The organism is Nocardioides pacificus (assembly GCF_054775955.1).
Window position 1 is genome coordinate 127,794 of the sequence record NZ_BAAHCI010000015.1, and the last position, 23,241, is coordinate 151,034.

Sequence of the window (23,241 nt, forward strand, 5' to 3'; positions counted from 1 at the left end):
CCAGAAACTCTTGAAACCCCAGCGGTGAGCGGCTCAGCTGCTCTCGCGCCGCACCAGCTGCGGCTGGATGACGACCCGCATCGGCCGGCCGGCCCGGTCGCCGTCGATCTGCTCGAGCAGCAGCCGGGTGGCGCGCTCGGCCATCTCCTGGATCGGGTTGCGCATCGTGGTCAGCGGGGGGGTGGTCCGCTCGGCGACGCCGAGATCGTCGTACCCGATCACCGCCACGTCGTCCGGCACCCGCCGCCCGTGCTCGGCGAGCACCTTGAGGGCCCCCTGGGCCATCAGGTCGGAGGCGGCGACGATCCCGTCGAGGTCGGGGTGGGAGTTGAGCAGCGCGCGCGCCGCCCGCTCCCCGCCGGCCTCGGTGAAGTCGCCGTGCTCGATCGCGTCGTCGGGCAGTCCGGCCGCCCGCATCGCCATGCACCAGCCCTGGAGGCGGTCCTGCGAGGCGGTCATGTCGGCCGGCCCGGCGATGGTGGCGATCCGGCGGCAGCCGCGGGCGATGAGCACCTCGGTCGCCTCCCGCTCGCCCGCGAGGTTGTCGACGTCGACGTAGGCGACCTTGTCGCCGCCGGTCCAGGGCCGACCTCCGAAGACGCACGGCAGGTTGATGGCGGCGAGGTGGTCGGCGAGCCCGTCGTCACGGTGGTGGGAGACCACGATCGCGCCGTCGACGTGCCGGTTGCTGAGGTAGCGCAGGGTGCGCTCCTTCTCCGCGCCGGCCCGGGCGAGCAGCAGCAGCAGCTGCAGGTCGCGCTCGGCGAGCACGTGGGTGACCCCCCGCAGGGTCGCGGCGAAGAACGGGTCGGAGAAGACACGGTCGTCCGGCTCGGGCACGACGATCGCCACCGAGTCGGTACGTCGCGTGACGAGGCTGCGCGCGGCCCGGTTGGGGACGTAGCCCAGCGTCCGCACCGCCGCCTCGACCGCGCTCTGTGCCCGGGGGCTGACCCGATCCCCGCCGTTGACCGCCCGTGACGCCGTCGCCCGGGACACGCCAGCGACGCGCGCCACCTCGTCCAGGGTCGGAGAGGTGGACACGACGTGGTGGCGCCCGGTCCCGTTCATCGACGTCACGGTACTGGCCTCAGTCCGCGTTCGCGGTGGATGTCCCGGGCAGGCTCCCGGCGCGGGCGGCCTCGGCATACCAGCGTGCGCTCGCCTTGGGCGTCCGCACCTGGGTGTCGTAGTCCACGTGCACGATCCCGAAGCGCTGCTCGTAGCCGTAGGCCCACTCGTAGTTGTCCATCAGCGACCACGCGAAGTAGCCGTTCACGTCGACGCCCTGCTCGATGGCGTCGTGGGTGGCGCGCAGGTGCGCGTCGATGAACGCGAGCCGATCCTGGTCGTCGACGATCCCGTCCGGGCCGACCTCGTCGTCGTACGCCGCGCCGTTCTCGGTGATGTGGATCGTCGGCACGGCGTAGTCGTCGCGCAGCCGGACCAGCAGGCGGGTCAGCCCCTCGGGCTGCACCTCCCAGTCCATCCCCGTCACCGGCAGCCCGCGCCGCAGGAAGCTGACGTCGTCGCAGCCCGGGAAGGGTGTGGTGACCGGTCGCGGCGCGTGCTCGATGCGGGAGCCGAGCACCTGCGCCTCGTCCTCGACGGGGCGTCCGCTGGCGCCGTCACCGTGGTAGTAGTTCACGCCCAGGACGTCGAGCGGGGCGCTGATCAGCGCGAGGTCCCCGTCCTGGACGAAGTCCTGCCACTGCTTGCCGTCGAAGGTCATGCCGTCGGTGTCGCCGGCCAGGTCGTCGGCGTAGCGGCCGTGGAAGATCGGCTCGAGGAAGACCCGGTTGAAGAACCCGTCCACGCGGCGGGCCGCGTCGACGTCCGCGGGCTCGGCCGGGTCGAAGGGCTCGGCCACGGTCAGGTTGAGCGTGATCCCGAGCTTCGAGGTGGTGCTGCGCCGGCGCAGCTCGTCGACGACGAGCCCGTGCCCGAGCATCAGGTGGTGGGCGGCGACGACCCCCGCCACGTTCTCCTGGCGGCCGGGGGCGTGCTGACCGCCGGTGTAGCCGAGGAACGCCGAGCACCACGGCTCGTTCATCGTGGTCCAGTAGGGGACGCGGTCGCCGAGTGCGTCGTACAGCGTCAGGGCATACTCCGCGAAGCGGTAGGCGGTGTCGCGGTTGGTCCAGCCGCCGGCCTCCTCCAGCACCTGCGGCAGGTCCCAGTGGTAGAGCGTGATCCAGGGGGTGATGCCGTTGTCGAGCAGCTCGTCGACGAGGCGGGCGTAGAAGTCGATGCCGGCCTGGTTGGGGGCGCCGGCGTCGGGGCGGACCCGCGGCCACGCGGTGGAGAACCGGTAGGCGTTGAGGTTCAGCGAGCGCATCAGCGCGACGTCCTTGGGGACGCGGTGGTAGTGGTCGCAGGCCACGTCGCCGGTGTCGCCGTTGAGCACGGCGCCGGGGACGCGGGCGAAGGTGTCCCAGATCGACGGCGTGCGGCCGTCCTCGGCAGCGGCGCCCTCGATCTGGTACGCCGCGGTCGCGGCGCCCCAGAGGAAGTCGGGCGGGAAGACCAGTCGGCCGGCGGGGTCGGTGGTGGGGCTGGTGATGGGGGTGGTGAGAGGGGAGGTCATCCCTTCACGGCTCCTTGCATGATGCCGGCGACCAGCTGGCGGCCGGAGAGGATGAACAAGATCAGCAGCGGGATCGTGGCGAGCCCGGTGCCGGCGAGGACGAGTGCATAGTCGGTCGTCTGGCCCTGGCCGGTGATGGCCAGCTCGTCCAGCGCGACCTGGAGGGTCTGGTTGTCCTTCAACGCGACGAGCGGCCACATGTAGTCGGTCCACACCGTCATGAAGGTGAAGAGGAACAGGATCGCCATCGCCGGTCGGGCGGCGGGGACGGCCACGGTCCAGAAGGTGCGCAGCATCGAGGCGCCGTCGACGCGCGCCGCCTCGATCAGCTCGTCGGGGATCGCGTCGAGGAGGTACTGGCGCATGAAGAACACGCCGAACGCCGTGACGAGGGTGGGCAGGGCGACTGCGGTCAGCGTGTCGTAGAGCCCGTAGTCGGTGACGATGATGAACAGCGGCACGATCGCCAGCTGGGTCGGGACCGCCATCGTCAGGATGACGAAGCCCATCAGCGTGTTGGAGCCGCGGAACTTCAGCTTGGCGAAGCTGTAGCCGGCGAGCGTCGAGAAGAACACGACCGACACCGCGCAGGCGGTCGACACGATCATGCTGTTGACCAGGGCCTGCCAGAACTCGATGGTGTCGAACACGCGCCCGGCGTTGTCCAGGAAGTGGCCGCCCGGGATGAGGGGCGGGGGCATCTCCATCGCCTCGGCCTTGGTGTGCGAGCCGATCACGAAGGACCAGTAGAGCGGCAGGGCCGAACCGATGACGAAGGCGGCGAGGAGGCCGTAGACGACCCACCCGGGGCGGTCAACCAGCTTGCGCGAGCTCATGCGGACTTCCTGGTGAAGTAGCGGGTCAGAGCGAAGTTGAGCAGGGCGATCCCGACGATGATCAGGAAGAGCACCCAGGCCGCCGCCGAGGCACGGCCGTAGAAGCCGTCGACGATGCCGCGGTCGTAGATGTAGAGCGCCAGGGTCATGTACTGGTGGTCGGCACCGCCCTCGCGGCTCATGGAGTCGTCGAAGAGGCGGGGCTCGGTGAAGATCTGCAGGCCGCCGATGGTGCTGGTGACGATGACGAAGACCATCGTCGGACGGATCATCGGCAGCGTGACCGACCAGAACTGGCGCACCCGGCCCGCGCCGTCGAGGGCGGCGGACTCGTAGAGGTCCCGGGGCACGGCCTGCATGGCCGCCAGAAAGATCAGGGTGTTGTAGCCGGTCCAGCGCCAGTTGACCATGCTCGAGATCGCGAAGTGGCTCCACAGCCGGTCGACGTGCCAACGGATGGGCTCGAGGCCGATCTCGCGGAGCGCGGCGTTGATCAGGCCCGACTGGTCGGCGAAGAGGCTGCCGAAGATCAGGGCGGCGGCGGCCGGCGCGACGACGAACGGCAGCAGCACGCTCATCCGCCAGAAGGTGGCGGCGCGCAGTCGGTTGTCGAGCAGCGCCGCGATCGTGACCGCGAGGATGACCTGGGGCACCGACGACATCAAGAAGATGCTGAAGGTGTTGACCAGCGCCTTCTGGAAGATCGGGTCGCCGAGGACGAACTCGAAGTTCTCGAGGCCGCTGAACTCGCCGCGCTGGCGGTAGAGCTTGTCCCAGTCGTGCACCGACAGGTAGCCGGTGTAGAGCAGCGGGAACAGCCCGACGATGGCGAAGAGGATGAAGAACGGCGAGATGTAGAGGTAGGGCGAGACCTTGAGGTCGAAGCGCGATCGGCGCTGGCGGCGCAGACGGGCTCGGTCCGGCGCTTGGATCGCGGTCGCCGTACGGGCGGACTCGGTGGTGTCGGCGCCGGGGCCTGATCGTTCGTCGGTGAGCATCGGCGCCCTTCCTGGGGTCCTGGGATTTCACATCAGCGTGCGGGTCGTCCGGGTCTTTCGGATCGTTCGGGGGGGTGCCGGGCCGCCCGTGGAGAGTTCCGAGCGGCCCGGCGGGCCGAGCTAGTGGATCACTGGAGCGAGGCGACGTCCTGCTCGAAGCTCTTCCAGGACTTGTCAGGGTCGGTGCCCTGGTCGACGCGGTTGATGGCGTCCTGGAACTTCTGGAGGATGTCCGAGTACAGCGGGCCGTGGTGCGGGATGACCGTGATCGCCGCGGCGCGGTTGGAGAAGATCTCGCCGGCCGGGGCGTTGTTGAAGTACTCGTCGGTGGCGTTGAGGACGCTCTCGTCCTCGAGGGCCTCGACCTGCGACGGGAAGTTGCCGGTCACCTGGAAGACCTTCGCCTGCTGGTCGGGAGCGGTGATCCAGGTGATGAATTCCTTGGCCTCGGCCTGGTGGGTCGAGACCTTGGGGATCGACAGGTAGGAGCCGCCCCAGTTGCCGCCGCCGCCGGGGAAGGCGTCGGCGATGTCCCAGACGACGCCGGCGGGAGCCGGGTCACCGGTGTTGGTCTTGATGTTGGCGCGCATCCAGCCGGGGCAGGCGATGGTCGCGATGCCGGGCTTCTTGAACGCGGAGGTCCAGTCCGGGCTCCACTGGACGGCTTTGCTGCCCAGGTCCTTGTGCGCGGTGACGTCGGCGTAGATCTTCGCGAGCTCGTCACCCGAGATGTCCACCTCGTTGTCGGCGGTCTCGAAGGGGAACTCGACCTGGTTCAGCATCGCCTGGGCGATCGAGCCGCTGGCGTCGTAGAAGTGGGCGTCGGAACCCTTCTTGAACTCCTCGCCGAGGGCGAAGTAGTCCTCCCAGGTGCCCATCCGAGCCGCCACCTCCTCGCGGTCGCTGGGGAGCCCGGCCGCCTCGAAGAGGTCCTTGCGGTAGCAGATCGCCTCGGGACCGGCGTCGGTGGCGTAGCCGAGGAGTTGGTCGTCGGCCGTGGTGGCCCCCGCCTCCTTGAACTCCAGCCAGCGACCCTCGACCTCGTCCTGCGCCAGGTCGACCCAGACGTCGGGAGCGGCCACGACGGCGGGCATGTAGTCACCCTCGAGAGCGACGACGTCGGGGAGTCCCTGGCCACCGGCCTGCAGGCTGGTGGTGACCTCGGCCTTCCAGTCGTCCCACTTGGACACCTTGGTCTGCTCGACCTGGATGTCGGGGTTCTCCTTGTTCCACTCCTCGATGAGGGCGTCGTAGCCGAACTCGCCGAAGGTGGTGATGGTGACGGTCTCGCCCTTGGAGAGCTTCTTCTGCTCTGCGGACTCCGTCGGGTCGTTGTCGCCGCCGCAGGCTGCGGTGGTCGCGCCCAACGTCAGCGTCATCATCACTCCGAGGGCGAGTCGTGCTCGCCCGGTCTTCCTCGTGTACACCGTGCTCTCCTGCCGTCACGTGCCGTCCGCCCGGGTGGGCGACGTTGCGGGCGGTCAAGTGACGGAAGTGTGGGAGCGCTTCCATTGATCGCCGTTTGTCACCATGACAGCCGTCACAATCGGTGTCAAGAGACCACCGTCAATGACCGGACATTGGGACTTTGGTCCTGATGGGAGCGCTCCCACTAGACGTGGCGCATTGGGCGTCGTACCTTGGCCAGGACCAGGTATGTCCGGCCCGCGACGTCAGGCGACGGACTCCGCACCGAAGGGATCCCCATGGCCACCGTGACCTTTGAGCACGCACAGCGCCGCTACCCCGGCACCGACCGGCCGGCGGTCGACGACCTGTGCCTCGAGATCGAGGACGGAGAGTTCATGGTCCTCGTCGGACCCTCCGGATGTGGCAAGTCGACCTCGCTGCGGATGCTCGCCGGGCTGGAGGAGGTCAACGCCGGCCGGATCCTCATCGGCGACCGTGACGTCACGACCGAGGCGCCCAAGGACCGCGACATCGCGATGGTGTTCCAGAACTACGCGCTCTATCCCCACATGACCGTGGCCGAGAACATGGGCTTCGCTCTCAAGGTGGCCAAGATCGGCAAGGAGGAGCGCGCCAAGCGCGTGGCCGAGGCCGCCGAGCTGCTCGACCTCGCCGACTATCTCCACCGCAAGCCCAAGGCGCTCTCGGGCGGCCAGCGGCAGCGGGTGGCGATGGGGCGTGCGATCGTGCGTCAGCCGCAGGTATTCTGCATGGACGAGCCGCTGTCCAACCTCGACGCCAAGCTCCGCGTCTCCACGCGCACCCAGATCGCCGCCCTGCAGCAGCGCCTCGGCATCACGACCGTCTACGTCACCCACGACCAGGTCGAGGCGATGACGATGGGGGACCGCGTCGCGGTGATGAAGGACGGGCTGCTCCAGCAGGTCGACACCCCGCTGGGCCTCTACGACCGGCCGGTCAACCTCTTCGTGGCGGGCTTCATCGGCTCGCCGGCGATGAACCTGATCCCCGCCAAGGTCGCGGACGGCCACGCCTGGATCGGCGGCTACGAGATCCCCCTCGACCGCGACGTCGCCTCCCGTGCCACCGGCGACGTGACCCTCGGCGTACGCCCTGACGCCTGGCGCCTGGGCAGCCTGGAGGAGCCGGGCCTCCCGGTCACCGTGACGGTGGTCGAGGAGCTCGGTGCGGACGCGTACCTCTACGCCATGGTCGACAATGAGCACACGCCCGAGAACACCCCGGCGCAGGCCGTCGTCCGCCTCTCGGGACGTCCCCAGCTGCAGAAGGGCGCACCGGTGCGGCTGGTCATCGACCCCACCGGCCTGCACGTCTTCGACACCGCTTCGGGAGCGCGCCTGTCGGGCTGAGCCCACCCCCCAGACCCAACCTCCTCAGGGACAGTGCGAGCCGCTGGCTGATCCGGATCTCCGGACGAGCCGACGGCTCGTGCTGTCTCTGCGGGCAGCACCCTGCGCCCGGGCGCCCGGGCTCGCGGCGTACGTCGTGAAGGCCTCGGCCGGGGACGGCTGGCTCGGTGAGCAGCGCGAGCCTCGTCGCGCCGTACCTGCACCTCGAGCCCGTGGCGTCGAGCGCCTCCCCAGCCCGAGTGGGTGGGCGGGAAATGCGGCGAGCCGAGGGCCGCTCCGGTGATGTCCGGTGCGGCCCTCGGCTCAGGAGGCCTCGGTGGAGCTGGTTACTTGTTGGCCTTGCGGGCCCGCGAGGCGGTCTTCGCGCGCTCGTTGGCGTCCAGGACGACCTTGCGGATGCGGATCATCTCCGGGGTGACCTCGACGCACTCGTCGTCGCGGCAGAACTCCAGGCACTGCTCGAGCGAGAGCTTGCGCGGCGGGATCAGCTTCTCGAAGTTGTCGGAGGTGGCGGACCGGATGTTGGTCTGCTGCTTCTCCTTGGTGATGTTGACGTCCATGTCGTCGGCGCGGGAGTTCTCGCCGACGATCATGCCCTCGTAGACCTCCGTGGTGGGCTCGACGAACATCACGCCGCGCTCCTGCAGGTTGGTCATCGCGTACGCCGTGGCGGCGCCCTTGCGGTCGGCGACGAGGGAGCCGTTGTTGCGCGAGCGGATCTCGCCGGCCCACGGCTCGTAGCCCTCGGAGATGTGGTGGGCGATGCCGGTGCCGCGGGTGTCGGTGAGGAACTCGGTGCGGAAGCCGATCAGGCCACGTGCGGGGACCAGGAACTCCATCCGCACCCAGCCGGTGCCGTGGTTGGTCATCTGCTCCATCCGGCCCTTGCGGGCGGCGAGCAGCTCGGTGATGACGCCGAGGTACTCCTCCGGGGCGTCGATGGTCAGGCGCTCGACGGGCTCGTGGAGCTTCCCGTCGACCTCCTTGGTGACCACCTGCGGCTTGCCCACGGTGAGCTCGAAGCCTTCGCGGCGCATCTGCTCGACCAGGATGGCCAGCGCGAGCTCGCCACGGCCCTGGACCTCCCAGGCGTCGGGACGCTCGGTGGGGAGGATCCGCAGCGACACGTTGCCGATCAGCTCGGCGTCCAGTCGGTCCTTGACCAGGCGGGCGGTGACCTTGGAGCCCTTGACCCGGCCGACGAGCGGCGAGGTGTTGGTGCCGATGGTCATCGAGATGGCCGGCTCGTCGACGTGGATGAGCGGCAGCGCGACCGGGTTCTCCGGGTCGGCGAGGGTCTCGCCGATGGTGATGTCGGGGATGCCCGCGATGGCGACGATGTCGCCGGGACCGGCCGACTCGCCGGGCTGGCGCTCGAGACCCTCGGTGACGAGGAGCTCGGTGATCTTGACGGTCTTGACCGATCCGTCGCGCTTCATCCACGCGACGTTCTGGCCCTTCTTCAGGGTGCCCTCGTGGACGCGGACCAGCGCGAGCCGGCCGAGGAACGGCGAGGAGTCGAGGTTGGTGACGTGCGCCTGCAGCGGCGCGCCCTCGGTGTAGGTCGGCGCCGGGATCGTCTCGAGGATCGTCTTGAACAGCGGCTCCAGGTCGGGGGAGTCGGGGAGCTCGCCGTTCGCGGGCTGGTCCGTCCCGGCGACACCCGCACGGCCCGAGGCGTAGACCACGGGGAAGTCGAGGGCGTCCTGGCTGTGGCTCTCGTCGAGCAGGTCCATGAACAGCTCGTAGGTCTCGTCGACGACCTCGGCGATGCGGGCATCGCTGCGGTCGGTCTTGTTGACGACCAGGATCACGGGCATGTCGGCGTTGAGCGCCTTGCGCAGCACGAAGCGGGTCTGCGGCAGCGGGCCCTCGGAGGCGTCGACGAGCAGCACGATGCCGTCGACCATCGACAGACCGCGCTCCACCTCGCCACCGAAGTCGGCGTGGCCGGGGGTGTCGATGATGTTGATGACCATCGGCTTCCCGCCGCCGGCGGGCCCCGCGTAGTGCACCGCGGTGTTCTTCGCGAGGATCGTGATGCCCTTCTCGCGCTCGAGGTCGCCGGAGTCCATGACCCGCTCGGCGACGCTCTCTGCCTGGTGCGCCGAGAAGGCGCCGGCCTGACGCAGCATCGCGTCCACCAGGGTGGTCTTGCCGTGGTCGACGTGCGCGACGATGGCGACGTTCCTGAGGTCGGTGCGGGCGGTGGTTCCAGACATAAGGTGAGCGGCGCCGTTCTGTAGGGCTTCGGTGGAGGGCCCAGCGGGGCCGGTCGCAGTCTAGTCGCGGACCAGCGCAGGCTCCGAAACCTCGCACGTCCGGCGCCTCGAGGGACGTCGCCGGCGACCGGCTCCTCGAGGGTTCTTGCGGGTGTCGGTGGTGTCGTCGAAGGTGAGGACATGAGCTGCCAGTTCGTGCCGTCCTACCTCCTGGAGCACATCGCCGCGAGCCGTGCGGGCGAGACGTCGGCGCTCGCCGTACCCGATCCCTGTCGGACCACGCTGACGCTCGACGAGCAGCTGCGAGCGGGACGTCGGACGGGGCGTCAGACGGGGCGCGGGGGGCTGCCGGAGACGCTCGGCCCGGGCGACAGGTCCCCGGCCTGGACGGTGCACACGGCCGCGGGCGGCACCGCGCTGCCGGGGATGCCGGTGCGCGCGGCCGGCGAGGACGCCACCGGGGACGAGGCGGTCGACGAGGCCGCAGCGGGGATCACGGCGGCGCTGGCCCTGTTCGCGGAGGTGTGGGGGCGGGACTCCCATGACGGGCGCGGCGCCCCGGTGAGCCTCACCGTGCACTACGGCCGCGACTATGCCAACGCCTTCTGGGACGGGTCGCAGCTGGTCTTCGGCGACGGCGACGGCCGGGTCTTCGACCGGTTCACCAAGCCGGTCGACGTGCTCGCCCACGAGTTCGGGCACGCCGTCGTCCAGCACACCGCCGACCTCGTCTACGAGGATCAGCCGGGGGCGCTCAACGAGTCGCTCTGCGACGCCTTCGCCGCCTGCCTCAAGCAGCGGCTGCTCGGCCAGCAGGCGGCCGAGGGCGACTGGCTGGTCGGCGAGGGCCTCTTCCTGCCGGGGGTCAAGGCCCGGGCGCTGCGCGACCTGGCCGCGCCGGGCACGGCGTACGACGATCCGGTGCTGGGTCGCGACCCCCAGGTCGGGCACCTCGACGACTACGTGGTGACCGACGACGACAACGGAGGCGTGCACCTCAACTCCGGCATCCCCAACCGCGCCTTCCAACTGTCGGCCGTGGCGATCGGTGGCACGTCAGCGGAGGGCGCCGGTCGGATCTGGTACGACGCGCTCACGTCCGGGCGGATCGAAGCGCGCACCGACTTCGCCGGCTTCGCCGCGGCGACGATCGAGGTGGCGGGTCCGCACGCCGACGCGGTGGCGTCCGCGTGGGAGCAGGTGGGGGTGGAGCCCGCGGCCGGTCGGTCGGCTCTGGCCGGGTCAGCCTCTGCGTCTGGTTCTGGGCCGTTGGTGGCACACATGCTCGAGGTGCGCCGCTCCGGCGGCTTCGTCGGCCGCACGACCACGGGCAGGCTCGACCTGGACGGCGACGACCCACGCGTCGCGGAGGCGCGCGAGCTGATCGCGCGCGTCGACCTGACCGCGCTGGGGCAGAGTCGACCGGCGCCGGATGCCTACGTCTATCGCTTCGTCGTCGACGAGCGCTCCGTCGCCGTCCCCGAGCAGCAGCTCACCGCCGAGCTGCGGCGGCTGGCGGCGCTGGCGCTGCCTGAGGAGCCGGGGCAGTAGCTGGGTGGGTGGCCGCCGCAGGGGTGGCCGGCGCCGGGGTGGCTGGGCCGGCGTGCGCGGGCCGGGGTGCGTCGTACGCGTCGATTGGGCGGAGATTGCGGGTGCTGGCCGGTTTTCGTTGCCGTTTGGTCCCCAACGACGACGTTCTTCTGTCCGGTCGGGAGGAAGGGTGCCGATTGGGCAGAGACTGCAGGCCTTTACCCGTTCTTCATGCCGTTGGGGACCAAACGGCAGCAGGTTCCGCCAGGTCCCGCCATCCGCCGTACGGCGAGCAGCGGCCGGCCGGCTCAGGCCAGGGCGCGGTCGAGGGCGGCGGCGACGTGGACGGCCGTCGGCGCGAAGAGCGGGAGCTCGACGTCGGCCTGCTTGACCAGCAGCTCGAGCTCGGTGCAGCCCAGGACGACACCGCCGGCGCCCTTGTCCCAGAGCTCGTCGACCACCTGCACGATCTCGCGGCGCGAGCTGTCCAGGACGCGGCCGTGGACGAGCTCGTCATAGATGATCCGGTTGATGGCCGCGTGCCGCTCAGGGTCCGGGACGACGACCTGCAGGCCATGGGAGGCGATCCGGTCGGTGAAGAAGGGGTCCGACATCGAGAACGACGTGCCGATGAAGCCGACCGAGGTCAGCTCCTCGCGCTTGCACGCCTCGGCGACGACGTCACCGAGGTGGAGCAGCGGGATGTCCACCGCGGCCTCGACCTGGTCGGCGACGCGGTGGAAGGTCGTGGTGCACAGCATGAGGAAGTCCGCGCCGGCACGCTCCACGCCGCGGGCGGCCTCGGCCACCACCTCGGCGAGCTCGTCCCAGCGTCCGGCCTCCTGGAGGGCGGTCACCTCGGCGAAGTCCACGGAGGACAGCACGCTCTTGGCGGACGAGTAGCCGCCGAGCCGCTTGTCCACGCCGAGATTCAGGTCGCGGTAGTAGACGGCGCTGCTCTCCCAGCTCATGCCGCCGATGAGTCCGATGGTCTGCACGGGGAACAGTGTGTCACTGCCGCGACGAGCCCGTGGCGACACCCACCGATTGGACGCCCGTTGTGCGCGAGGGCGGTGTTTGGGAGTCTTCGGCCATGAGTCTGAGCAGCACCGTCGCCATCACCGGGATCCTCGGCGGGCTGGCCTGGATCGCCCGCTCCGTCCTGCTCATGGCAGGAGACCCCGTCACGGGGCTGCCGGACGGGCTCTACTGGGTCGGCCTGGTCCTGCTGGGCGTGGCCCTGGCCGGCGCCGGGGTCGCGATGGTGCGCCGGGCGCCCCTCTGGCTGCAGGCGGTCGTGGCGGTGAGCTTCGCGCTGCTGGTCTGGTCGGTGCTCGAGGTCCTCCACCCGCTCGCGGCCGACCACGCCGTCGACGCGGTCGCGGGCGCCACGTTCGCGGGTGTCGGCCTCTGGCGGCTCCGGGCCGCGGCCCCCGCCGAGGAGTCGGCCGGTCGCACGCCCCCTGCCCGCCGCGCCACCAGGGCCACGCGCGGCACCCGCGCCACCCGCGGCAGCCACGCGCGCTGACCCGGCGGTCACGGGGTACCGGTCCGAGCAGACGCCCTCTCGGGGCCGGGGTCGACGGACGCCGGTTTGGGGAATCCCGGAGAATCCTTCGTGGTTCAACCTCCGGGAGTCAGCCTCCCGGATGCGGCGACCGGAGCGATGGAAGGGATCACGTGGAGCTTGCGCGAGGGCGCGGGGGCAGCGAGCTGTCCCTCCCCAGACCCGTCCCCGGTGGCATCTCCCGGGTGGCCATGATCAGCCTGCACACCTCCCCGCTGGACCAGCCCGGGATCGGTGACGCGGGTGGGATGAACGTCTATGTGCTCGAGCTCTCCCGTCGTCTCGCCCAGCGGGGGATCGCGGTCGACATCTTCACCCGAGCCACCTCGTCGCGCCTCGAGCCGCTGGTGGAGGTCGACGAGGGCATCCTCGTGCGCCACATCCACGCGGGTCCCTTCGAGGGCCTGGGCAAGGGGGAGCTGCCCGGCCAGCTGTGCGTGTTCGCCCGCGAGGTGCTCCGTGCCGAGGCCGCCCAGCCGCTGGGCCACTACGACGCGGTCCACTCCCACTACTGGCTCTCCGGGCAGGTCGGCGCGTTGGCCCGCGACCGCTGGGGCGTGCCGCTCGTGCACACCATGCACACGATGGCCAAGGTCAAGAACGAGGCGCTTGCCGAGGGCGACACCCCCGAGCCCGCCGCGCGGGTGATCGGCGAGGAGCAGGTGGTCGAGGCTGCCGACATGCTGATCGCCAACACCGACATCGAGGCCAAGCAGCTGATCAACCTGTACGACGCGGAGCCCGCCCGCGTGGAGGTCGTCCACCCCGGGGTCGACCTCGACGTCTTCCGCCCGGTCGATCGCGCCACCGCCCGCGACGGACTGGGCCTGCCCCGCGACGCGCACGTGCTGCTCTTCGCCGGCCGGATCCAGCCGCTCAAGGCCCCCGACGTGCTGCTGCGCGCGGTGGCGGTGCTCATCAAGCAGTCGCCGCAGCTGCGATCGCGGCTCGTCGTACCCGTCGTCGGGGGGCCCTCCGGCAGCGGGCTCGAGCACCCCGAGTCGCTGGCCCAGCTGGCCGACGAGCTCGGCCTGACCGACGTGGTGCGCTTCGTCCCGCCCGTGGCGCAGGACGAGCTGGCCCGGTGGTGCGCGGCCGCGACGCTGGTCGCCGTACCGTCCTACAACGAGTCGTTCGGGCTGGTCGCCGCCGAGGCCCAGGCCACCGGCACGCCGGTGGTCGCCGCTGCCGTGGGCGGGCTCACCACCGTCGTCCGCGACGGGCACAGCGGCCTGCTCGTTGAGGGGCACGAGCCGCGGGACTGGGCCGCCGCGCTGCGCCGGGTGATCGAGGACGAGGACCTGCACGCCCGCCTGTGCGCGGGCGCCGTACGCCAGGCCGCCATGTTCGCCTGGGAGGCCACCGCCGAGCGCACGCTCGGGGTCTATGACCTCGCCCGCGCCCAGATGAAGCAGGAGATCGCCTCGTGAAGGCACCGCAGACCGCCGGGCAGGTCGAGCAGATCGCGCTCGTCCGCGACTACCTGAGCGCCAACGAGATCGAGCACGAGGAGCTCTCCGAGGGCGTCTTCTCGCTGACCCTGCCGGGGGAGAAGAAGCTGCAGATCCCGCTGCGCCTCGACGTCGGCCCCCACGCGCTGGGCGTGCACGCCTTCGTGTGCCGCAACCCCGACGAGAACCACGAGGCGGTGTTCCGCTGGCTGCTCGAGCGCAATCTGCGGCTCTACGCCGTCGCCTTCGCCGTGGACCGCCTCGGGGACATCTACCTCGACGCCCGGCTCCCGCTCGCCGCGATCACCCCCGACGAGCTCGACCGGCTGATCGGGTCGGTGCTCTCCTATGCCGACGACTCGTTCAACACGATCCTCGAGCTCGGCTTCGCCTCCTCCATCCGCAAGGAGTGGGAGTGGCGCAACCTGCGTGGCGAGTCGACCCGCAACCTCGAGGCCTTCCGCGGCTGGCTCGAGGCGGGGGAGACGCCCGCCCCGGGAGCCGACGCGACCCCGGACGCAGACACCGCTCCCTGAGCGCGACCCGTCACTGCCTCCGCGACACGCCGCGGAAATGGTCGAGTCAGTGACGGGTCGGCGGGGTGGGGGTGGGCTTAGGCTTGCGGCGGGTGAGGAGGACGCCGCCGATGCACAGGGCGCCTCCCAGGAACGCCAGGGCCGGGGGGACCTCGTCGAGGGCGACCCATGCCATCAGCGTGGCGAGCAGCGGGACCAGGAAGGTCGTCAGCGCCATCTTGCCGGCGTCGGTGCGGGCCAGCGCGTAGGCCCAGGTCGTGAACGCGATCGCCGTCGGGAAGACCCCCAGATAGACGATCCACAGCAGCGTCGACGCCGACGCCTCGCGGGTCACCTCGACCAGCTGGCCGGTCCACGGCAGGCAGACCGCGGCCCCGATCACCGTCGCCAGGAACGTCACCTCCAGCGGAGGCAGGCGGGAGAGCAGCGGCTTCTGGGCCAGCACACCCACGCCGTAGGTCACCGCCGCGACGGCCGCGAGCGCCACGCCCACCGCATCTCCGTTGGCGTGGTCGGCGGAGCCGCGGGCGATGATCAGCACGCCGGCGAAGCCGACGACCATCCCGATCACCAGCCACTTCGTCAGCTGCTCGCCGAGGAAGACCGTCGCGAGCAGAGCCACGATGATCGGCCCGACCTGGACGATCAGCGCGGCCGTGCCGGCGTCGATGCGGCGTTCGGACTCGTTGAGCGCGAGGTTGTAGACCCCGAGCCAGGCGACCCCGCACAGCAGCAGCAGCGGCCAGTCGCGCCGGACCGGCCAGGTGCGCGGGCGCCGGGCCAGCAGCGCGGCGAGGACGACCGCCGCGACCAGGAGCCGGCCCAGCGACAGGGCACCCGGAGGTACGTCGCGGCCCAGGTGGCGGATGGCCACGAAGGCCGACGCCCACAGGACCAGCGTGACCGCGCCCGCCGCGATGGGGAGCCAGGGGCGGGCCGGGGCAGGGCTGTCCGGCTGGCTGTCGAGGGGAGTGTCGAGAGGGGTGCTGGCGACGGTCACGCCGGGGAGCCTAGGCGGCGGGCGACCCCGGCGACATGCGGTTTTCGGACGCGGTTGCGCGAATCACAGCCACCGCCGTACGACGCGCCGCGAGCGCGCGTCGTACTCCTCAGACCTCGAACTTGTAGCCCAGCCCGCGCACGGTGACGAGGTAGCGCGGCTCCGACGGCTCCGGCTCGAGCTTGGCGCGCAGCCGCTTGACGTGGACGTCGAGGGTCTTGGTGTCGCCGACGTAGTCGGAGCCCCAGACCCGGTCGATGAGCTGACCGCGGGTGAGCACCCGGCCGGGGTTGCGCAGGAACATCTCGAGCAGCTCGAACTCCTTGAGCGGGAAGCGCTGCTCGGTGCCGTCGACGGTCACCGTGTGCCGTTCGACGTCCATCCGCACCGGGCCCGCCTCGAGGGCGGCCGGCTCCAGGTCGGGCTCGCCGCCGCGGCGCAGCACGGCGCGGATCCGGGCGACCAGCTCGCGGGGGGAGTAGGGCTTGGTGACGTAGTCGTCGGCGCCGAGCTCGAGCCCGACGACCTTGTCGATCTCGTCGTCCTTGGCGGTCACCATGATCACCGGCACGTGCGAGGTGGCCCGGATCTGTCGGCACACCTCGGTGCCCGAGATCCCGGGCAGCATCAGGTCGAGCAGCACGATGTCGGCGCCGTGGCGCTCGAACTCGCTCAGCGCGTCCGGGCCGGTCGCTGCGAGGGCGACCTCGAAGCCCTCCTTGCGGAGCATGTAGGAGAGCGCATCGCTGTAGCTCTCCTCATCCTCGACGACGAGTACGCGCGTCACAGTGGTGCCTCCTGGCTGGTTCTCGGAAGGGTCAGGCTGAACGTAGACCCCTGGCCCTCGACCGACCAGACCCGAACGTCCCCACCATGGGTGGAGGCGACGTGCTTGACGATCGAGAGGCCGAGCCCGGTGCCGCCGGTGGAGCGGTGCCGGGCCGGGTCGACTCGGTAGAAGCGTTCGAAGATGCGGTCCAGGTCGCCCGCGGGGATGCCGATGCCCTGGTCGACGACCGAGATCTCCACCCCGGTGTCGGTCCCACGAGCGCCCACGGCGACCGTCGACCCGGGCGGGGAGTAGGTCACGGCGTTGGCGACCAGGTTGGTCACCGCCAGCGTGATCTGGTCGCGGCTGCCGAGCACCATCAGGTCGTCGGGGGCGTCGGTGACCACGGCGATGTTGCGCGAGCCGGCATCGGTGGCGCTGGTGTCCACGGCGCTGGCGAGGATGTCGCGCACACGCACCGGCTGCGGCGTCTCGAGCGGGTCGTCGCCCTGCAGCCGGGAGAGCTCGATGACCTGCTGGACCAGCGTGGTCAGGCGGTCGCCCTCGGTCACCATCCGCCCGGCGAAGCGTCGTACCGCCTCCGGGTCGTCGGCCGCGTGGTCGACGGCCTCGGCCAGCAGCTTGATCGCGCCGACCGGGGTCTTGAGCTCGTGGCTGACGTTGGCGACGAAGTCGCGACGCACCGCCTCGATGCGGTGCTCGCGGGTCCGGTCCTCCACGAGCGCGAGGACCAGCCGTGAGCTGAGCGGTGCGACCCGGGCACTGACGTGACGCTGCGGGACGCCGATGGCGCCGGAGATCACCAGCTCGGTGTCGCGGATCTGCCCGTCGCGGCGCACCTGGCGCACCAGGTCGGCGAGGTCCTCCTGGACGAGCCGGTCGCCCCGGACCAGCCCGAGCGCGTACGCCGGCGCGGACGCCTTGCGCACGACGTCGTCGGCGTCCACCACCACGGCGCTGCTGCGCAGGACCGACAGCACGGTGCGGACGTCGGCGGAGACGATCGGCTCCTCGAGCTCGGGGAGCCGTCGCTGCTGGCGCTCGCTGATGTGCCAGGCCAGGACCGTGCTTCCGGCGACCACGGCCCCGAGCAGCGCGGCCAGCAACGCCTGCGTCGTCGGGTCCACGGGGCCGATGTTACGCAGTCCGCGAGAGGGCTCCGCGCCGTTCCCGGGTTGCCGCGGCAGTGTTCATCCTGCGTTCACTCCTACGCTTCCGCCTGTCACCGCCGAGGCCTATGGTCACCGCATGCGTGAGGCCTACACTGACCAGCTCGACTCAATCTTCGGCGATCTCAGCGGGATCGCCACCAAGGTGGGGATCGCGGTACGCCGCGCGACCGCTGCCCTGCTGGACGGTGACGCCGGCCTCGCCGAGGGGGTGATCAGCGACGACATCGAGATCGACCTCGCCCGCGAGCGTGTCGAGGACCGGGCGTTCTCACTGCTCTCCCTGCAGCAGCCCGTCGCCGGCGACCTGCGCACGATCGTCGCGGCGCTGCGGATGGTCGGCGACCTCGAGCGGATGGGCGACCTGTCGGTGCACGTCGCCAAGATCGCCCGGCTGCGGGTGCCCAACATCGCCGTCCCCGAGGAGCTGCGCCCGCTGATCAGCCGAATGGCGGCCGTCGCCGAGACGATGATCGCGGAGATCGCCCGGATCATCTCCGAGCGCGACGCCGAGGGCGCGCTGGAGCTGCAGGTCGTCGACGAGGAGATGGACCAGCTGCGCCGCACCAGCTTCAGCGAGCTGCTCTCCTCCGACTGGGCCCACGGCGTCGAGGCCGCGGTGGACATCGCCCTGCTGGGCCGCTACTACGAGCGCATCGCCGACCACGCCGTGTCGGTCGCCAACCGGGTCGTCTTCGTCGTCACCGGCGAGGCCCCCCACACCATCGACGCCTAGCCGCGGCGTACGAGACCCCTGCCGTTTGGTCAGAGACGGCAGGGGTTCGGCGGTTGACGCTGCCGTTTGGTCCCCAACGGCAGGGTTTCCGTGCTTCCACCTGTCGTCTGTGACCATTCGGCTACGTGTACGACGATGCCGCGGCTCCGGCGCGTCGTACGACGAAACCCCTGCCGTTCGGTCAGAGACGGCAGGGGTTCGGCGGTTGACGCTGCCGTTTGGTCCCCAACGGCAGGGTTTCCGTGCTTCCACCTGTCGTCTGTGACCAATCGGCGACGTGTACGACGATGCCGGCGGCCCCGGCGCGTCGTACGACGAAACCCCCGCCGTTTGGTCAGAAACGGCGGGGGCTCGGCGGTTTTCTACGTCGTTTGGTCCCCAACGGCGGGGGCCTCGTCCTGCCCCAGCCGATCGGCGACCTGCGTCAGCGGCCCTGGTTCGCGACGGCGGCGGCCGCGGCGGCGGCGGTCTCCGGGTCGAGGTACTCGCCACCGGGGACGGTGGGCTTGAGGTCCTCGTCGAGGCGGTAGACGAGCGGCATGCCGGTGGGGATGTTCAGCCCGGCGATGTCGGCGTCGCTGATGCCGTCGAGGTGCTTGACGACCGCGCGCAGGCTGTTGCCGTGGGCGGCGACCAGGACGGTCTTGCCGGAGCGCAGGTCGGGGACGATGCCGGACTCCCAGTAGGGGAGCATCCGGGCGATGACGTCCTTGAGGCACTCGCTGCGCGGCAGCTCCTCCCCGAGGTCGGCGTACTGCGGCAGGTGCGCCTGGGAGAACTCGCTGTCGTCGTCGAGCGGCGGCGGCGGGACGTCGAAGCTGCGGCGCCAGAGCATGAACTGCTCCTCGCCGTACTGCTCGAGGGTCTGCTTCTTGTCCTTGCCCTGCAGGGCGCCGTAGTGGCGCTCGTTGAGGCGCCACGAGCGACGCACCGGGATCCAGTGCCGGTCCGCGGTGTCGAGGGAGAGGTGCGCCGTCGTGATGGCCCGGCGCTGCAGGGAGGTGTGCACGACGTCGGGGAGCAACCCGGCCTCACGCATCAGGACACCGCCGTGGGCGGCCTCCGCGCGTCCCTTCTCGGTCAGGTCGACGTCGACCCATCCGGTGAAGAGGTTCTTGGCGTTCCACTCGCTCTCTCCATGACGCAGGAGGATGAGGGTGTAGGTCATCAGTGCTCCTCGGTCTCGCTGTCGGGCTCGGGGGTCTCGCTGACCTCGGGGGCGGGGCCGTCGAGGTCGGCGAAGTCGCCGGCGTTCGGCACCACGGGGATCTTCATCTCGGCCTTCTCGCCGGTGCTGAACTCCAGCACGACCTCGACGAAGTCGCCCTGGGCGAAGTCGCCCTCGACCTTGAAGCCGCCGTCCTGCGAGAGCGAGACGAAGCCGCCGGGCTTGAGCTCGATCGGCTCGAAGTCCGCGGCCGTCAGCGAGGCGTCGTCGCCGGCGCCTGCGAAGGACGTGACCGTCGCGTCCTCGTCGGTGCTGTTGTTGGAGAAGCTCGCGATGAACGTGCCGGCGCCGTCCTCGCTCGCGACGATCACCGCGCCGAGCACGTCGACGCCTGCGTCGCGGTCGTTGACGCCGTGGGCGGGCGTGTAGACCTGATCGGTGGCGTAGTCGAACCCGCAGGAGGAGAGGGTCGGTACGGCGAGCGCCAGGGCGCTGGTGGCCAGCGCGATGCTGCGTCGGGTGATCATCGTGTCTTCGATACCTTCGCGGTCGTCGTCGGCCTGCCGGGGCAGCGCCGGGAGGCGGGGTGCGGGCACAGCCTAGCGCCGCGCGCCGGGGATCAGCGTGCGAGGCCCACTGTCAGGCCCGCCCAGGCGAGCGCGACCAGGACCAGGGCGGTCCACGCGATGCTCAGCCACAGCAGCTTGGGCGCCCCCGTGCGCAGGGCGATCCGCAGTGGCAGGTGGCGCATCCCGGCCCGATTGTCGCTGACCAGCCCGGGCAGCGCCCGCAGGAAGTGGACGCCGACGCCGAGCAGTGCGGTGAGCACGACGAGGAGCGGCTCGGGCGGGCTGCCGGTGGTCTGCCCGCCCCATCCGCCGTAGGAGAGGAAGGCCGGGTAGAGCGCGAACGACGCCGCCCACGGCACCCACGACAGCACGCTGCGGCGCAGCACGATGTTGGCGGCCAGCCCGATCGCCAGGGCCATCAGGTAGTAGCTGCCGGCCGTCACGCCGTTGCCGACGGCCAGCGGGATCACCACCAGCAGTCCGCAGGCGATGGCGAACCACACCGAGCCCGGGTCGATCTGCTCCTGGGCGACCGGCTTGAGGGGGGCGTCGCTCTCCCGGTCGCGGACCCGGTCGACGATGTCGTTGTGCCAGCCCAGGACGACCTGCCCGACCAGCACGGTCAGCAGGACCAGGCCCACCTCCTCGCTGGGCCGGCCGGAGAGGGCCGCGGCGACGGCGAGGCCGAGCGCCGTGATCAGCGCCTGCCGCGGGTGGGCGGCGTGCACGAGGGCGAGTCGGGGGTGGCGCAGGCCGGTGAAGTGCCGGGCCTGGCGCGAGGACTCGACGGTCGGTCGCTTGAGGACCCGGGTCGGGGTCGTGTCCTTGTCCAGGACCGCCGCGCGCTTGCCCGTCGTACCCCCGGTGGGCGTCTTGCCACTGGCGGGAGCCTTGCCACTGGCGGGCGGGGCCGACCTCGACTCGTCCGGCCTCGACTCGTCGGGCCGCGTGGCCTCCGGGGGCGTGTCATCCGGGGTCGCGGCAGTGCGTCGCAACCTGCGCAAGGTGGGCGGCATGCGTGCAGTATCGACCAACACCGACGCCTTGGACAGGGGGCCCGGGCAATCGGCGACGATTCGTGTAACTCCGCGTGTCTCCGGGTGTGCACGCAGGGTGTCCGCATGCGTGCGACGAGCGTCCGAAATCGTTGGCCACCACATCGACCCAGCATCTGTCAACCCTCGATTGGGCCCCTGACCTGCACAAACGCGTTCCCCGTAAGCCGGATCACGTGTTAACATAGTGGTCTGGAAAGGGGTACCTGACATATGACTTTCACCGTCGGCGAAACGGTTGTCTATCCGAATCACGGGGCCGCAGTCATCGAGGACATCGAGATGCGGACCATCAAGGGAGAGGACCGGCAGTACCTCGTACTGCGCATCGTTGCTCAGCAGGACCTGGTCGTCCGAGTGCCGGCCTGCAACCTCGACCTCGTCGGGGTCCGCGATGTCGTCGACAAGGAGGGCCTCGACCGCGTGTTCGACGTCCTTCGTGCCGCGCACGTCGAGGAGCCCACGAACTGGTCGCGGCGCTACAAGGCCAACCTCGAGAAGCTGCACAGCGGTGACGTGATGAAGGTGGCCGAGGTAGTCCGCGACCTGTGGCGCCGTGAGCGTGACCGTGGCCTCTCGGCCGGCGAGAAGCGGATGCTGGCCAAGGCGCGCCAGATCCTCGTCTCCGAGCTGGCACTGGCCGAGAAGACCAACGAGGACAAGGCCGAGGCCATCCTCGACGAGGTTCTCGCCTCCTGATGTGAGGTGCTGGTCGTCGGTCCGTCCGACGAACAGCATGACGAAGGCCCCCGCGGTGTGCCCCGGGGGCCTTCGTCATTTCTCCTGCCACGCCCTACCGTGGTCCCACCATGACCACACCCGCTGACGGTCCGTCGCCGTACGACGACATCGCGTCCGAGCTCGCGCCCCAGGACTATGAGCCCCAGGACTACGCGGCGTACGACGAGCCGGTCACCGCACTCGGCGCCGTGGTGGAGGAGGGGCGCGGCTCGCTGCCGTTCGCGCTCGTCCACGGTGAGTCCCTGGTCGCGTGCGCCGCGTGGGCGCTGGGCGACGCCGGCATCACCGCGCTCGACACGGGGACGCCGTGGAGCGAGGTGCAGGCGTCGGGCGAGCCGTTCGTGCTGCACGACACCCTGTGCCCGCTGGTCCCCGCCGACTTCCTGCGCAGCTGCCTCGACCTGGCGGTGGCGCGGTCCTGCGTGGTCGTCGGGGTCCGGCCCGTCACGGACACGGTCAAGGTCGTGGGCGGCGACGAGGCCGTCCAGGAGGTGGGGGAGACCGTCGATCGGGCCGACCTCGTCGCCGTGGCCTCGCCGATCGTGCTGCCCGCCAGCGTGGTCGCGGCGCTCGACCAGATGCCCGACCTCGACTTCGCCGCGCTGGTGTCGACGTTGCGTGCCCGGTTCCCACTGGTCTTCCGCGAGGCCCCGCCGGAGGGGCGCCGCATCAGCGGCCCCGACGACCTGCGCCTCCTCGAGGCCCTCACCGCCCGCTGACGGCCGGCCAAGCCGTCAGGCCAGGCAGTCAGGCCAGGCAGTCAGGCCAGGGACTCGGCGAGCGCCACGTCCTCAGGGAAGGTGATCTTGATGTTCAGCGGGCTGCCGTCGACCGCGACGATGCGCACCGGAGCCCCGTCGACGCCGCCGAAGCGCTCCAGGCAGCTCGCGGTGTCGGTGCCCGTGAAGCCGTCCGCGTCCGCGGCGGTGTAGGCCGCGAGCAGGTCGCGGGCCCGGAAGGCCTGCGGCGTCTGCACGCCGACCAGCCCCTGCCCGTCCGCGAGGGGCACGGTGGAGCCGTCGCGGCGCACGAGCGTCGGCAGCGGTACGACGGGCAGGGCGCCGCCGTGGTCGCGAGCGGCGCGCAGCGTGGCGGCGAAGAGCGAGGGGCCGGCGAGCGGTCGGGCTCCGTCGTGGACGGCCACCACGTCGATGGCGCCCGACTCGATCTCCGGGGCCAGAGCGTGCAGCGCCTGCATCTCCGAGGCGTGGCGGGAGTCTCCGCCGGTGACCAGGAGGACCTCGGAGGTGCCGATGTGGGGCGCGACCGCAGCGGTCAGCGCCTCCTCCTCACCCGGGCGCGCGACCACGAGCACGCGCTCCACATCGGGGACGCTCATCGCCTGGCGCACCGACCACGCGACGACGGGAGCGTCGAGCAGCGGCAGCAGGACCTTGTTGCGGTCGGCGCCGACGCGGGTGCCGGACCCGGCGGCGAGGATGACGACGGCGGCGCGCACGAGGGGATGCTAGCCGGGTGCCACCA

22 protein-coding genes are annotated in these 23,241 nt (G+C 70.9%); 8 read left to right on the plus strand and 14 right to left on the minus strand.

Annotated features, from left to right (window positions below; all coding sequences use genetic code 11):
* Positions 1–33: 33 nt before the first annotated feature.
* The 5 genes from ACYU7L_RS19220 to ACYU7L_RS19240 form a co-directional block, all read right to left on the minus strand.
* The gene (locus ACYU7L_RS19220) at positions 34–1,071 is read right to left on the minus strand and encodes a LacI family DNA-binding transcriptional regulator (RefSeq protein ID WP_460800140.1); all 1,038 of its coding nucleotides are present in this window, start codon (positions 1,069–1,071) and stop codon (positions 34–36) included.
* A 19-nt stretch (positions 1,072–1,090) separates the two neighbouring features.
* Positions 1,091–2,587, minus strand: a complete 1,497-nt coding sequence (locus ACYU7L_RS19225; protein ID WP_460800142.1) for a glycoside hydrolase family 1 protein — start codon at positions 2,585–2,587, stop codon at positions 1,091–1,093.
* A complete protein-coding gene (locus ACYU7L_RS19230; protein ID WP_460800146.1) occupies positions 2,584–3,423 on the minus strand; it encodes a carbohydrate ABC transporter permease in 840 nt (279 codons plus the stop codon). Before ACYU7L_RS19230 ends, ACYU7L_RS19225 begins: the two co-directional genes overlap by 4 nt.
* The gene (locus ACYU7L_RS19235; RefSeq protein ID WP_460800148.1) at positions 3,420–4,421 is read right to left on the minus strand and encodes a carbohydrate ABC transporter permease; all 1,002 of its coding nucleotides are present in this window, start codon (positions 4,419–4,421) and stop codon (positions 3,420–3,422) included. Before ACYU7L_RS19235 ends, ACYU7L_RS19230 begins: the two co-directional genes overlap by 4 nt.
* A 128-nt stretch (positions 4,422–4,549) precedes the next feature.
* Positions 4,550–5,848 (minus strand): ABC transporter substrate-binding protein, encoded by a 1,299-nt coding sequence (locus ACYU7L_RS19240; RefSeq protein WP_460800150.1) that lies wholly within the window; start codon positions 5,846–5,848, stop codon positions 4,550–4,552.
* A gap of 279 nt (positions 5,849–6,127) precedes the next feature.
* On the opposite strand from ACYU7L_RS19240, the gene ACYU7L_RS19245 reads away from it, so the two are divergent.
* Positions 6,128–7,222, plus strand: coding sequence for an ABC transporter ATP-binding protein (locus ACYU7L_RS19245; protein ID WP_460800155.1), 1,095 nt, complete (start codon positions 6,128–6,130; stop codon positions 7,220–7,222).
* 326 nt (positions 7,223–7,548) lie between these two features.
* Here the strand turns inward: ACYU7L_RS19245 and typA are convergent, their stop codons facing one another.
* Positions 7,549–9,444 (minus strand): translational GTPase TypA, encoded by a 1,896-nt coding sequence (gene typA / locus ACYU7L_RS19250; protein WP_460800156.1) that lies wholly within the window; start codon positions 9,442–9,444, stop codon positions 7,549–7,551.
* Positions 9,445–9,624: 180 nt separating this feature from the next.
* Between typA and ACYU7L_RS19255 the strand changes: the two genes are divergently transcribed.
* Entirely contained in the window at positions 9,625–10,995 is a 1,371-nt protein-coding gene (locus tag ACYU7L_RS19255) for a protealysin inhibitor emfourin (RefSeq protein WP_460800158.1), read from the plus strand.
* A 287-nt stretch (positions 10,996–11,282) separates the two neighbouring features.
* On the opposite strand, the gene ACYU7L_RS19260 is transcribed toward ACYU7L_RS19255, so the two are convergent.
* A complete protein-coding gene (locus tag ACYU7L_RS19260; protein ID WP_460800161.1) occupies positions 11,283–11,972 on the minus strand; it encodes an aspartate/glutamate racemase family protein in 690 nt (229 codons plus the stop codon).
* 95 nt (positions 11,973–12,067) lie between these two features.
* Here ACYU7L_RS19260 and ACYU7L_RS19265 point away from each other — a divergent pair, with 95 nt between their 5' ends.
* From ACYU7L_RS19265 to ACYU7L_RS19275, 3 genes are all read left to right on the plus strand, one after another.
* Positions 12,068–12,502, plus strand: a complete 435-nt coding sequence (locus tag ACYU7L_RS19265) for a hypothetical protein (RefSeq protein ID WP_460800164.1) — start codon at positions 12,068–12,070, stop codon at positions 12,500–12,502.
* 230 nt (positions 12,503–12,732) lie between these two features.
* Positions 12,733–13,971 carry a D-inositol-3-phosphate glycosyltransferase gene (gene mshA, locus ACYU7L_RS19270; protein ID WP_460801711.1) on the plus strand — a complete coding sequence of 413 codons (1,239 nt, stop codon included), beginning with the start codon at positions 12,733–12,735 and terminating at the stop codon, positions 13,969–13,971.
* A 32-nt stretch (positions 13,972–14,003) separates the two neighbouring features.
* Complete coding sequence (locus ACYU7L_RS19275) at positions 14,004–14,528, plus strand: type III secretion system chaperone family protein (protein ID WP_460801713.1); 525 nt, start codon at positions 14,004–14,006, stop codon at positions 14,526–14,528.
* A 46-nt stretch (positions 14,529–14,574) separates the two neighbouring features.
* On the opposite strand, the gene ACYU7L_RS19280 is transcribed toward ACYU7L_RS19275, so the two are convergent.
* The 3 genes from ACYU7L_RS19280 to ACYU7L_RS19290 all read right to left on the minus strand — a co-directional run bounded on the left by ACYU7L_RS19280 (position 14,575) and on the right by ACYU7L_RS19290 (position 17,445).
* Positions 14,575–15,528 (minus strand): DMT family transporter, encoded by a 954-nt coding sequence (locus tag ACYU7L_RS19280; protein WP_460800167.1) that lies wholly within the window; start codon positions 15,526–15,528, stop codon positions 14,575–14,577.
* A 109-nt stretch (positions 15,529–15,637) separates the two neighbouring features.
* Positions 15,638–16,315 carry a response regulator gene (locus ACYU7L_RS19285; protein ID WP_460800169.1) on the minus strand — a complete coding sequence of 226 codons (678 nt, stop codon included), beginning with the start codon at positions 16,313–16,315 and terminating at the stop codon, positions 15,638–15,640.
* Positions 16,312–17,445 (minus strand): sensor histidine kinase, encoded by a 1,134-nt coding sequence (locus ACYU7L_RS19290; RefSeq protein WP_460800172.1) that lies wholly within the window; start codon positions 17,443–17,445, stop codon positions 16,312–16,314. Before ACYU7L_RS19290 ends, ACYU7L_RS19285 begins: the two co-directional genes overlap by 4 nt.
* A gap of 121 nt (positions 17,446–17,566) precedes the next feature.
* On the opposite strand from ACYU7L_RS19290, the gene phoU reads away from it, so the two are divergent.
* Positions 17,567–18,223: a phosphate signaling complex protein PhoU gene (gene phoU, locus ACYU7L_RS19295; protein ID WP_460800174.1), complete on the plus strand. Its 657-nt coding sequence runs from the start codon at positions 17,567–17,569 to the stop codon at positions 18,221–18,223.
* Positions 18,224–18,647: 424 nt separating this feature from the next.
* Here the strand turns inward: phoU and ACYU7L_RS19300 are convergent, their stop codons facing one another.
* From ACYU7L_RS19300 to ACYU7L_RS19310, 3 genes are read right to left on the minus strand one after another with little or no spacing between them, the layout of a single operon-like run.
* Positions 18,648–19,391: a phosphoglyceromutase gene (locus ACYU7L_RS19300; RefSeq protein ID WP_460800177.1), complete on the minus strand. Its 744-nt coding sequence runs from the start codon at positions 19,389–19,391 to the stop codon at positions 18,648–18,650.
* Positions 19,391–19,987, minus strand: a complete 597-nt coding sequence (locus ACYU7L_RS19305; RefSeq protein WP_460800179.1) for a hypothetical protein — start codon at positions 19,985–19,987, stop codon at positions 19,391–19,393. The genes ACYU7L_RS19300 and ACYU7L_RS19305 overlap by 1 nt, the downstream gene beginning before the upstream one ends.
* Positions 19,988–20,010: 23 nt before the next feature.
* On the minus strand, positions 20,011–20,976 hold the full coding sequence (locus ACYU7L_RS19310) for a UbiA family prenyltransferase (protein WP_460800181.1): 966 nt from the start codon (positions 20,974–20,976) through the stop codon (positions 20,011–20,013).
* 252 nt (positions 20,977–21,228) lie between these two features.
* Between ACYU7L_RS19310 and ACYU7L_RS19315 the strand changes: the two genes are divergently transcribed.
* On the plus strand, positions 21,229–21,714 hold the full coding sequence (locus tag ACYU7L_RS19315) for a CarD family transcriptional regulator (RefSeq protein WP_460800183.1): 486 nt from the start codon (positions 21,229–21,231) through the stop codon (positions 21,712–21,714).
* Positions 21,715–21,824: 110 nt separating this feature from the next.
* Complete coding sequence (locus tag ACYU7L_RS19320; protein ID WP_460800185.1) at positions 21,825–22,475, plus strand: glycosyltransferase family protein; 651 nt, start codon at positions 21,825–21,827, stop codon at positions 22,473–22,475.
* 41 nt (positions 22,476–22,516) lie between these two features.
* Here the strand turns inward: ACYU7L_RS19320 and ACYU7L_RS19325 are convergent, their stop codons facing one another.
* Positions 22,517–23,215, minus strand: coding sequence for an IspD/TarI family cytidylyltransferase (locus tag ACYU7L_RS19325; RefSeq protein WP_460800187.1), 699 nt, complete (start codon positions 23,213–23,215; stop codon positions 22,517–22,519).
* Positions 23,216–23,241: the final 26 nt, after the last annotated feature.